This is a genomic window from Streptomyces sp. NPDC051183 (assembly GCF_040682455.1).
Taxonomy (GTDB): Bacteria; Actinomycetota; Actinomycetes; order Streptomycetales; family Streptomycetaceae; genus Streptomyces.
In genome coordinates this window covers 1-11158 of record NZ_JBFBBA010000085.1, presented here as the reverse complement: position 1 = coordinate 11158, position 11158 = coordinate 1, and the positions used below count along the sequence as shown (strand labels likewise).

Annotated in this window: 9 protein-coding genes and 3 pseudogenes; 6 read left to right on the top strand and 6 right to left on the bottom strand. The window is 67.7% G+C overall.

The genetic code is table 11. The annotated features are described in order from the left end of the window. Positions 1 to 259 precede the first annotated feature (259 nt). Positions 260 to 823: an RICIN domain-containing protein gene (locus AB0M99_RS36705; protein WP_365928431.1), complete on the bottom strand. Its 564-nt coding sequence runs from the start codon at positions 821 to 823 to the stop codon at positions 260 to 262. 450 nt (positions 824 to 1273) lie between these two features. On the opposite strand from AB0M99_RS36705, the gene AB0M99_RS36700 reads away from it, so the two are divergent. The 3 genes and pseudogenes from AB0M99_RS36700 to AB0M99_RS36690 all read left to right on the top strand — a co-directional run bounded on the left by AB0M99_RS36700 (position 1274) and on the right by AB0M99_RS36690 (position 2479). After that, entirely contained in the window at positions 1274 to 1480 is a 207-nt protein-coding gene (locus AB0M99_RS36700) for a transposase family protein (RefSeq protein ID WP_365928429.1), read from the top strand. Further along, a pseudogene (locus AB0M99_RS36695) lies at positions 1399 to 2130 on the top strand (ISAs1 family transposase); the annotation flags it as partial. The gene AB0M99_RS36700 and the pseudogene AB0M99_RS36695, both read left to right, overlap by 82 nt. Before the next feature lie 115 nt (positions 2131 to 2245). Beyond that, positions 2246 to 2479 carry a hypothetical protein gene (locus AB0M99_RS36690; protein ID WP_365928435.1) on the top strand — a complete coding sequence of 78 codons (234 nt, stop codon included), beginning with the start codon at positions 2246 to 2248 and terminating at the stop codon, positions 2477 to 2479. A 113-nt stretch (positions 2480 to 2592) separates the two neighbouring features. On the opposite strand, the gene AB0M99_RS36685 is transcribed toward AB0M99_RS36690, so the two are convergent. The 3 genes from AB0M99_RS36685 to AB0M99_RS36675 form a co-directional block, all read right to left on the bottom strand. Next, the gene (locus tag AB0M99_RS36685; protein ID WP_365928433.1) at positions 2593 to 3018 is read right to left on the bottom strand and encodes a hypothetical protein; all 426 of its coding nucleotides are present in this window, start codon (positions 3016 to 3018) and stop codon (positions 2593 to 2595) included. Between the two features lie 798 nt (positions 3019 to 3816). Continuing rightward, on the bottom strand, positions 3817 to 4206 hold the full coding sequence (locus tag AB0M99_RS36680) for a cupin (protein WP_365928426.1): 390 nt from the start codon (positions 4204 to 4206) through the stop codon (positions 3817 to 3819). 87 nt (positions 4207 to 4293) lie between these two features. After that, on the bottom strand, positions 4294 to 5412 hold the full coding sequence (locus AB0M99_RS36675) for a serine hydrolase domain-containing protein (RefSeq protein WP_365928424.1): 1119 nt from the start codon (positions 5410 to 5412) through the stop codon (positions 4294 to 4296). 186 nt (positions 5413 to 5598) lie between these two features. Here AB0M99_RS36675 and AB0M99_RS36670 point away from each other — a divergent pair, with 186 nt between their 5' ends. Beyond that, entirely contained in the window at positions 5599 to 6258 is a 660-nt protein-coding gene (locus AB0M99_RS36670) for a helix-turn-helix domain-containing protein (protein WP_365928422.1), read from the top strand. Between the two features lie 171 nt (positions 6259 to 6429). Here AB0M99_RS36670 and AB0M99_RS36665 read toward each other — a convergent pair. Continuing rightward, a pseudogene (locus AB0M99_RS36665) lies at positions 6430 to 6938 on the bottom strand (LysR family transcriptional regulator). 11 nt (positions 6939 to 6949) lie between these two features. Between AB0M99_RS36665 and AB0M99_RS36660 the strand changes: the two are divergent. Together AB0M99_RS36660 and AB0M99_RS36655 are read left to right on the top strand one after the other, a co-directional pair. Beyond that, a pseudogene (locus AB0M99_RS36660) lies at positions 6950 to 7344 on the top strand (SDR family NAD(P)-dependent oxidoreductase); the annotation flags it as partial. A gap of 755 nt (positions 7345 to 8099) precedes the next feature. Next, positions 8100 to 9698, top strand: coding sequence for an ISL3 family transposase (locus tag AB0M99_RS36655; protein WP_365928420.1), 1599 nt, complete (start codon positions 8100 to 8102; stop codon positions 9696 to 9698). 147 nt (positions 9699 to 9845) lie between these two features. On the opposite strand, the gene AB0M99_RS36650 is transcribed toward AB0M99_RS36655, so the two are convergent. After that, on the bottom strand, positions 9846 to 10589 hold the full coding sequence (locus tag AB0M99_RS36650; RefSeq protein ID WP_365928418.1) for a hypothetical protein: 744 nt from the start codon (positions 10587 to 10589) through the stop codon (positions 9846 to 9848). Between the last annotated feature and the right edge of the window lie 569 nt (positions 10590 to 11158).

The window sequence follows — 11158 nt, the reverse complement described above, 5'->3', positions numbered from 1 at the left end:
TTCGAAATGAGGGTCCGCTTCACGATCTGGGACCAGATCACCGGCGCCGCCGGCGTGCCCTCCGAAGCCTGAGCAACCAGCCGCCAACGGCTTCCGCACGCCCTCAGACGATCACCCCACCGACAACGTGACAGCACCCAAATGACTGATAGGGAATAACGAAGCCGAGCCCCATGAAGGGCCCGGCTTCAGCTGTTCAGCTTAACCTGTTCCGCAGGCGAGTTTCACGTGGGATCCCGCTTCTCGCGGCGCCGGAGGGTCAGATCACCCACTGCTGGTCAGCATACTTGGGGTTGCAGTCGATCTGCTTGACAACGGCGCCATTGTCGGGCGTCTGCCAAGGCACCCACAGGCAGCGGTTGCTATTGACATTGCGGAACTGGCGGTTTCCGTTGGAGGTAGTTTCGAGCTTCCACAGCTGGTCGGCATAATTGTCGTTGCAGTCGACCTGCTTGACGACGGCGCCATTGCCAGGTGTCTGCCAGGGCACGTAGAGGCACCGCCCGTTGTGGGCGTTGCGGATCGAGTACGAGCCGATAGCCGCTGGCTGCACAGTCCACCGTTGATCATTATAGCCGGGCTCGCAGTCGACTTGCTTGGCGACGGCGCCGTTGTCGGGCGTCTGCCAAGGCACGTAGAGGCACCGGTTGCTGGTGACGTTCCTGATCACAACGCTGTCGGAGAGGACCTGAGCCTCCCCCTCCTGGGCCGCGACGCGTGTCTCTCCCGGGACGGTAGCCGAGGCCGAGGCGGTGTAGGTGAACGAACCGAGCGCGGCGAGGAGCAGGGCTGGCAGGGCCAGTTGGCGGGCACGCGAGAGCATCAGGCAGGGCCTTCCGTAAGCGGCCATAGATTGGCCTTGAACTAGGGGGCAGTCAGCCCCAGGCGAGGAATCAAAGATCAAAGCAAGAGGCAGAAGCAAAGATCTCTTTGACCTTGATCATTGTCAAACAAATTCACGGTGACAACAATCACCGGCACTAGACCCGTACTTCGCGGGTGACCGTTTCAGGCAGGGCTGATTCAAAGTCCTGGTGATCACGCGGAAGTGCTGGTCACAACGGGGGGACGATCCGTCGGGGCGTCGCTACGAACACAACGAAGCTCCGGTTGACCAGGGCGGATGCAAGTTCCGGGGTCATGCGGCTGGTCGGGTTGTGACCGGTTGGGGTGCACAGCAGAGCAGGCACGGGCTTCGTGATCATTGTGGTGTCTAAGCCAGATGATCATGAGGTGGCCCGTGCCTGCTGCTGCATCCTCTCCCATCCCTGCCGTGCTGTTGAAACTGGGGCCGCTGGACCCCGGCCGGATCACCGACCTGCGCCCCTACTTCGACTCGGTGCCCGACCCGCGCGCGCGGCGGGGCCGGTGGTACTCACTCACAGCGATCCTGCTGGTGTGTGCCTGCGCGGTCGTCTCGGGAGCGAGGAGCATCGACGAACTCGCCGAGTGGGTCAGCGTGCCTCGAACGCGCTCCTGACAGTGATTGGGATCCGCCGCCACCTGCTCGGATGGCGGCGCACTCCGGCGCCGGCCACGATCGGCCGTGTGCTGGGGGCTGTTGACGGTGACGCCCTGGACCGGGCGGTCGGCGCCTACCTGGCCGATCGGCACCGCGCCGCCACCGAACCCGCCCGGGTTCCGTGGCCCTCCGCGTCCGGGCTGTCGCGCGCGATCGCTGTCGACGGCAAAGCACTCAAGGGATCAGCCCGTCTCACCGCGACGCGCCGGCATCTGCTCTCCGCGGTCACTCACGGCACCGTCGTGACACTCGCCCAGGTGGAGGTCGACGCGAAGACGAACGAAACCACACACTTCCGGCCGCTCCTGGCACCGCTGGACCTGACCGGCACCGTCGTCACCTTCGACGCCCTGCACTCGGTCAAGGCGAACATCTCCTGGCTGGTCGAGACCAAGAAGGCCCACTACATCGCCGTGATCAAGACGAACCAGCCCACTGCCCACGCCCAGCTCGCCGCCCTGCCCTGGCGGTCCATCGCAATCCAGCACACCGCCTCCGGGACCGGACACGGACGCCGCGAGTCGCGCTCAATCAAGACCTGCGGCATCGCCGACGAACTCGGCGGAATCGCCTTTCCTCACGCCCGCCTGGCCATCCGCGTCCACCGCCGCCGCAAGCAGACCGGCCGGCGTGAGACCCGTGAGAGCGTCTACGCCGTCACCAGCCTCTGCCCACCAAGCCGGGCCCGCCGACCTGGCCTCCGCGATTCGCGGGCACTGGGGAGTGGAGAACTCCTCGCACCACATCAGCGACGTCACCTTCGCCGAGGACGCCTCCACCGTCCACGCCGGGACCGCGCCACGGGCGATGGCGACCCTCCGCAACCTCGCCATCGGCGTGCTGAAAACCCTCGGAGCCGACAACATCGCCAAGACCCCCCGAGCGATCCGCGACGAGCCTCAACGAGCACTCCCCATCCTGGGCATCACCAACGATCCGGACAGCTACGGAACTTGATCAAGCCCTGGCAGAGGGATACAGGCAGCGACTGCCGCTTCGCGCACGTGTTGGTCCGGGGCGTCGAGGAAGCCTTCGACGGCGGAATAGAGCGAGGGGCGGATCCGGCAGGTCTAGACGAACGGAGGGTAGTCCTCCGATGGGAAGCCGATGCGGCGGCTGGTCGTGGCGGCTTCGTCACCGGCCGCGTCGTCGACCGAGCCCAGCCATCCCAGCAGTGCGGCGCGCAGAGGGCCAGGGAAGTCGTGGGGCTGTTTGTCGACGGGCAGGGCGGCTCGGGGATCGGTGAGGATCGCGGCCACGTAGAGCGCGGCGGGGACCGTCGCGTCGTACAGGGTGTTCTGGTGGTGCACCACGTGGTGCAGGTATTCCAGTGCCTCTGACCGCACACGCTGGTCGGCATCGAGGAGTGCGACCAGCATCCGAGGCGTGTCCTCAGCCGACCCCATGGCGTGCTCCAGGACATCCCAGTCGGTACCGGCCAGCACCACAGCGGGATCGCGTAGGTCTGCGGGTACACCCGCGGCGTCGTTCGTCATCACCGGATTGTGGCAGGGCCGACCGAAGCCGAGAGCAGGAGCTGTAGACCACCCGGATCGGCAGTGGGTAGTCAGGCCCACGTGAGGATCCTGATACGGAGGAGCTCGAAGGAGGCCCGTCCGTACATGGCTCTCGTGAGTGTTTCGACGTGGTTGACGTGTCCTTCGACGACTCCTGAGCTCCAGTGCAGGGTCAGGCCGGCGGCGGCGGCGAGGCCGCCGCGGAGGAAGCCGGCGAAGCCCCTGAGGGGCTTGGGCGCGCCCTGTTCGGCCTGGCGGATCCACTCGGTCAGCAGGAAGCCGCGCCGGTGGCGGAGGAGTTCGGCGCAGGCTCTCGGCTTCGAGGGTCCTGGCCTGTGGGGAACGCTGGCCCGCCACCGCGTGGACCGGACCGGCTGAGACGGTCGATGTTCCGGACGTCCGCCGGGGGAAGCGGGGCGGGTCAGGTGCGCTTGGCTAGTCCCTCACGCTTCTTCTAGCTGCGCGCGAAGTCGCGCCTGCCCGTACCAAGAGGGGAGTTCGCATCATGGCCATCGCTCTCCGCGGGACTCCCGCCCCGCCGCGCTCGCGCTGCCCGCCTCGCTCCTGCCGGCCGGTGAGGCGGGAGCGGCGAGCGGCGCTCCCGCCGCCATGTCCGCTCGGTACTGCCTCGCCAACGCCTGGGGGGACCGCGAACATCTCCACGAAGCCGTGTGATGCCGCGGACAAGGGCCAGCACTGGGTGGTCTTCAACGACCAGATCAGCCTGGCGCTCGCCTGGTCCCTCGCTACCGCGGCGCGGCGCGGTTCAGGGTTCGGTCAGGCTTCGCTCCGCCTTTCCAGGCGGCTGCCGCGCGGCAGGGTGACGGACATGATGTCGCTGGGGGCGTCCAGTGCGATGCGGTGCCACCGCCCGCGCGGGACAATGACCGCCGTTCCGGCCGCCAGCGTGATCTCTTCCTCCGTCTCTTCCGGCTGTTCCGGTCGGAAGCAGAGACGTATCCCGCCGGTGAGGCAGCACACGAGTTCGTCTGCGGTGGGGTGGACTTCCCAGTGGTCGCCGTGGACATCGGTGTCGGTCTCCCCATGGAAGGTCATCAACTGCCAGCCGACCCGTTCGGAGTCGAACACGGGCTGTTCGGCTCGCACTTGACCAGTGTGGTCCAGGTGAACGAAGGAGCCGAAGAGGTCGATCGGTGCAGCGGTCATGCCAATCCATCCGTTCTGTGGAGTACGTACGGCGGGTTCTGGGGTGTGGGTGTCGGTTTCCTCGGGCCGGGGCGGCATCCGGGGTGGTCAGCCGTACATCGCCACGCGGTACAGGGCCTCGAGCGCTCCGTCGATGAGATGGGGCTGCGGCCTGCCCGAGGAGTCGAGCCTGTTCCACCTCTGCAGGTTCACCGCGACCGCCATCTGCCGCTTGCCGTCGGTACGGGTCATGGCCAGCGCCCCACCGCCCCAGACCGTGCCGCCATGGCCCCAGAAGGTGTCCCGCCCCGGCTCCTCCATCGGGTACAGCCCGAGGCCGTACCCGATCGTCTTTTGCTCCTGGGAGACGACCTGGACCGTGCGTCGCATCTGCGCCAGTGACGCCGGGCTGACGATCTCCCCGGCCAGCAGCATGCCGTAGAAGCGGTTGAGGTCCGTGACGGTCGATATCAGCGAGGCCGAAGGACCCGCCCATGACATGTCGAAGACGCTGTAGTCGCGCGGCGGGTCGATCATGCCGAAACACGCCTCGTAGAGCTGCGAGTGCGGCCCGTCGACGTACGGCCCGATGGGGAACGTGGTGTCCTGGAGCCCGGCGCGCTCAATGACGTTCGCGGTGATGCAACGCTCGGCCGTGGTGCCAGTCACCTGTTCCAGGAGTTCGACGAGGAGCAGGTAGTTGGTGTTGGAGTACAGCCCCAACGCACCGCCCGGGGCGCCGACGGCGGGTGCGGCGACCCCCAGCTCGATCAGTTCGACGGGGTCGAACCGCGTGAACCGGCGGTCGTCCAGGCTCTGGGGGCTGATGTTCGCGAGGTCGGGGAACGCCTTGAGGGAGGGGTAGGCGTAGGGGAGGTACTCGGCGAGGCCGCTGGTGTGGTTGAGCAGCATCCGGACCGTGATCGCCTCACCGCGTAATCCGGGAACCAGCTTCGGAAGGTACCGGCCGATCGGCGCGTCGAGACCGATCCGACCGCTCTCGACCTGCTGCAGAACCGCGGCAGCGGTGAAGGTCTTGGTGATGCTGCCGACGCGGTGTCGCATATCGGCGTCGACGGGGCGGCCGGTGTCGACGTCGGCGACCCCGGCGGCGCCGCGCCAGACCTGGTCGCCGTCACGCACCTCGGCGAACAGGCCCGGCATCCCGGCGCGGTGGACGTTCTCGATGGCGGCGTCCAGCGCCGCGGGATCCAGTGGGTTCCTCACGACATGCGTCCTTTCGCATTGCTCAGAGTGCGCTCCATCCCTGTCACCCGGGCCGGGTGACAGGGCATGCGTGACATGTCGGCCCGCCTGCTGCCGGGTCGTTCGGCACGCTCACGTCCTCATTATGCACGCGGTGCGTGCAACACCGAGTGCATAAGTTAGACTGAGTCCGACGAGAGGGGCCAAATGGCAGGTCGAAGGCGTTGGTCGACTGAGGAAATCCTGGATTCCGCAACGGAGTTGCTGCGCACGAGCGACGCCGAGTCGTTCAGCGTGCGCAAGCTCGCCGCGGCCCTTGGGACCGATTCCTCCAGCCTCTACCGACATTTCCGCAGCAAGACAGAGCTGCTGCGCGCGGTCGCCGACCGGATCCTCGAGGCCGCCATGGACGGCTACCGCCCAGAGGGCGACTGGAAGCAGCGCATCACCGCCCTGGCCCTGCGCGTGCGAGAGGCGTTCGGCCACCAGCCCCAGCTCGCCGCGATCTGGGGGCGGTACGCGTCGGGCGGCGCCGGTTCCCGGCTGATCGTGGAAGAGGTGCTGCAGGCCCTGCGCGCGTCGGGGCTGCCCGACGAGGAGATCCCGGTGCGCTACCACCGGCTCGCGGTCCTCATCGCCGCACTGATCGCCTCCGAGGCCGGAGTCAGCACCATCACCCCGGAAGAGTACGAACAGGGCATGGAGTTGTTCCGCGTTGCGGTACTCGGCGCCGACCCCGAACGCTTCCCCGCCCTGGCCCACTTCGCCCGGGCGGTCCGCCCCCTCGGGGCAGACCGCGGCGCCGCGTTCGAAGAGATCCTCGCCGCCCACCTCGCCCAGATCGAGGCCGCGATCAGGCCGAGCTAGCCGACCTGCTCGGGAGTGCATGCCGGCAGGATCGGGAGCAGATGCCCAGCACTGGGCACCCGTCGCCCCGCCCGAAGGCGACGTCGGACGCGCGCAGCAGTCCGCGCCGGCCATGCTCCCCGTCGGCGTAGGCCCGTGGAGAGCGTCGGTCGGGGAGCGGCTTTCGGTGCGTCAGGAGAGACGTGTCGCAGTCCCGACGAGGTCGGCGACGGCTCTGGAACGACTGTGCAACAGCCAGGCGATCACGGTGGTGGTTTTCGGCGCATCCGGAACGGGCACGGCGGCGAGGTCACCGAGCAGTTGGGCTCGGCAGGACTCGGGTGAGACTGCGCAGGCAAGGCCGAGGGCGACGAGCTGCAACAGCTGTGCGTGGTCGCGGACCTGCGGCCGGGGCCCGGCGGGTGGGTGCCGTCGGCGTCGGGCCAGCGCGGCAGGGGCAGGCCCGGCAGCCCGGTGATGTCGGCCATGTGCGCATGGGCCCGGCTGGTGGGCGGATGCCCCGCCGGCAGGACCACGACCTGGCCCTCGGCCAGCAGCACCGAGCCTGCACCGGTCAGCGTGACGGTGCGGCTGATCCCATCCAACAGCACTGCTCCGAGGCGGCGTTCGAACTACTGGATCGCCCGTGCCAAGGGCGGCTGTGCGATCCCGAGCCGTTGCGCGGCGCGCCCGAAGTGCAGCCTGCCGCAGGCAGCCCACCCGGGTCGATCCCGCCACCATCCGCACGGTCGTGGAGACCAACGTCATCGGCATCGTCCGCATCACCAACGCGATGCTGCCGCTGCTGCGCCGCTCCGCCTCACCGCGGATCGTGAAACATGTCCAGCAGTGTCGGCTCCCTCACCCGGCAGTCGGGAACCGCTGCCGGTCTGGGGACGGGTCCGATAGCCGTGGCGTACGCACCGTCGAAGACGTTCCGGAAGGCCGTCACCCTGCATTACGCCCGGGAGCGGAGTGGCACGAACATCCTGATCAGCGCCGGCTGCCCCGGCTACGTCGCGACCGGTCTCAACGGCTTCCTTCCGCGGTGTACGCACCCCCGAACAGGGCGCGGCGACCGCCATCAGACTCGCTACCCTGCCCGACGGCATGCCGGGCCCTCTCCGGGCACTCCTCCGTGCCCCGGCCTCGGTCGCTTCAGTCGCTTCGACTGCTCGAGTCGTTTCGGTCGCTCCGGCCGCCCGGGCCGATCCGGCCATCGACAGGACCAGGGCGATCCGCCCGGCCGACCGCCGTCGCGCGTCCTGCCCGGACCACCTGTTCGGATCAGCCCCACGAAGACGACGACGGCTCGCACAAGCAGTCCTCGCCACCGCCGGGCGGGCGTCCGCGGCCGGTCCGGTGGTAGTCGCTCTCGGGGCGGCCGTCAGGAGCCTGCGTACGATCTCCACGAGCTCGTCCCGGGTGATGCCCGCGACCACGGGCCGAGCCGGCCGGGCCGCCTCCCGCGCGAACTCCTCCAGGCTCCTGCTGCCGTGGTACCCGGCGAAGTCGGGCGCCTCGTCATCGTGCCCGGTCATCGCGTTGAAGGCCGCGATCGCCTCGCCCGCCTCCTCTGCTCGGGCTTCCAGCAGGTCAGCGATCCGCTCCACCTCGGAGCCCAGCTGACCCAGCCGTTGCCGGCTGACGGGCGGAGGCGACAACTCCGGTCTCCGGACCACAGTCGAATCGTGCCACGGGCACCGACGTCCCAGATCCGAACCCGGGCGCCGCCGATCCTCAATGGCGCGTGGCAGCGGCGCGTGACGGCGGCCGTGGCAAGCGGTTCTGATCCACTTCTTGTGGAGCGGTGACGTGGCGTCACAATTGGCTGGCAGGATGGCCCTTCGTGTGACTGCAGTGTGTTCTCGGCGATTTCGGCGGCGTTCTCCCACCTGTCGCCCGTGGTGGTGGACGAGGTTAGAGCGGACGGCGGCGGGATAGCCCTCACGGCGCGAACGGTGACGCGCGAAGCGCCTTGTCCGGGCTGCGGCACCGTGTCTGACCGTGTCCACGGTGGTTACCGCAGACGCCTTGCCGACCTCTCGGCGGCCGGACAGCAGGTAGCGATCGACCTGATGGTCCGGCGGTTCCTGTGCCCGGCAGCGGAGTGCCGTCGCCGCACGTTCGTCGAGCAAGTGGACGGGCTGACTGAGCGATTCGCCCGGCGGACCCCGCTCCTACGCCGCTCGCTGGAGAAGATCGCGCTCGCGCTTGCCGGACGTCCAGGTGCCCGGCTGGCTGCGCACCTGTCCATCCCGACGGGTGCGAACTCCCTGCTCAGACTCGTCCGCAGGCTTCCCGACAAGCAGGTCGGCGCCGCACCGCGAGTGTTGGGCGTCGATGATTTTGCCCTGAAGAAGGGGCACGTCTACGGAACGATCATCTTGGACATGGAAACCGGAGAGCGCGTCGACGTCCTGCCCGACCGCACCGCGAACACGCTCACCGAGTGGCTGCGAGCACACCCAGGAGCGGAGATCGTCTGCCGGGACCGGGCCAGTGCCTACGCCGAGGCCGTACGCACCGCCTGCCCCGACGCAACCCAGGTCGCGGACCGCTTCCACTTGTGGAAGAACCTGTGCGAAGCCGTCGAGAAGTGCGTTGCCACACACCGTAGTTACCTTACCGAGATTACCGAGGACGCACCTGCCGACGCCACCGACGAACAGATGGCCGCAGCCCATGACACGGTGCCGGTGCGGCCGGAGGGAATGCGCGTGATTCGGCGCCGCGAACGGCACGCCGCCGTGCACGCCCTCTATGACAAGGGCGTCCCCATCCAGACGATCTCCGAGACACTCGGACTGGACCGCAAGACCGCAACCCGCTACGCGCACGCCGCCACGCCCGAGGACGCGTCGCTGGCCACCGGATCACGCCGCCAAGGCCAGATCCACGCCTACTCGCCCTACCTGCACCGTCGTTGGAACGAGGGCTGCACGGACGCGGCCCGGCTCCACGCTGAGATCGCCGAACTCGGCTTCACCGGCAGCAAGCGGACCGTGCGTCGGCACCTCCAGGAGATCCGGGCCAGCGGAAAACCCGCGCCCGACAAGCCCAAGATGCTGACGGTCCGCACCGCCACCTGGCTGATCACCTCGCACCCCGACCACCTGGACGAGAGCAGCACACTCAAGCTCAAGAAGCTCCTGTCCCGCTCTCCCGAACTGGACGCCGTCGCCGCGTGCGTCAGCTCCTTCGCCACGATGATGGCCGAGCGCCGAGGCGGCGACCTCGAAACCTGGCTCACCAGCGCCGAGGACACCGGAATGAAGCCGCTGCAGAGCCTGGCCCGCGGCATCCGACAGGACTTCGACGCCGTCACCGCCGGCCTCACCCTGAAATGGAACTCCGGCAAGGTCGAGGGCAACGTCAACCGGGCGAAGCGGATCAAAAGGGATGGATATGGCCGCGCCGGATTCGATCTCCTCCGCTTGCAGATACTCCTCACAGACTGACAGGACGTCACCCTCGGTCACTGCTCCACAAGAAGTGGATCAGAACCTTGCCGAGTTCTGGCAGTGCTTCGGTTCTTGCCTCACACTCGTCTGTGTGCTGGTGGCCGGGGCGTCAACGACTACCGCGCAGTGAGGCGGGCAGACGGTCTATCCATCCGGAAGACTGGTGACGTCCTGGATCTTCTGATCGAAGGTCACGCTCACCACAACCTGATACGGCACGATGTGCACCGATCTATCCGGAAGCAGCACATGGGCTTCCCCGCACTGCCAGATGCGCTTCCAGCCCAGCACGATCCGCACCGCAGTACGTTCAGGGACCGTGACGCTGATTTCCTCTTCGAACAGGTGTGTACTGCCAATTGCGAGAGAGAGCGTGCGCTGCAGTTCGGCTTCGATGCTTCCCTTTGCCGAGAGCCATAGAAGGTTTGCGCCCACGTGGCCGCCCAACGTCTGACCGCGGCTCTCACCCAGGGTGAGGGTTCGGGTCCACTCGCGGCTGGCCTTCAGGCTGCGTGTAACGGGGGCAGGGCTAGTGCGGTTGTCGATCAGCCGCACGTCCTCACCGAGCCATTCCTCGGTGCGCATCATCTGTGTCACTTCCAGGACCCGGGCGTCCGCAGCCTCGGAACCAGAGAACACGGGCGTTGAGGGGTCTCCGAGGCGGCGCAGCAGGATCGTCTGCCAGATCGCCCCTTCAACGATGTCGCAGTCGAAGCGGATGACCTCACCCGGTTCTACGAGGATGTGCAACGTCTCACTGTTCACACCACCGAGGCGGGCCCATATCGGCGACCAGCGCAGTTGCACGCGGTGGGGACCCGACGGCACTGGGACGGTGACTTCTCGACCGTAGCGCAGCAGGGCCACCCGAACGTCGTCGATCCACACCCTGAAAGCAAGAACGTCCCTCACGCGGTCTCGGCGTATTCGCACTGTCCCGCCAGACGTGGCTGTCTCTTCCTGATTGCTCATCATGTGAGTATCGCGAGTGTCCCGGGCCAACATCGGCGAACTGGTAGAAGCGCCCATCACGGCCCGAGAAGATCAAGCTCTTGGATGTCTGACTACGGGAAATTCTGGCCGCTGGGGTGCCAGCCGACACGTCGGCGGGCTCGGCGTCGATCAGGTGTCGCAACAGGGACGCCCAACGCCTGCGCAGATGAGAGGGGGACCCGACCGCCGCCCGTTGGCGCCACGACGCCAACACTCGGCGCCCCGTCCGCGAACGAGCCGTAGGCAATGGCCCGTTCCATAGCTTCCAGCAGATCCTCGGCCCCGACATCTGCGGCGCCGCCGAGCAGCAACCGGGTACACCACCACTGCCACACCGGCCAACTAGGGTCTGTTGCGAAAGTGGATCTGGGTCGGTGATGATCATGGTGTGGCGCGTGGCGATCTGACAGATGCACAGTGGGCAAGGCTGGAGCCGTTGTTGCCGGTGGGCGACAAGCCGGGGC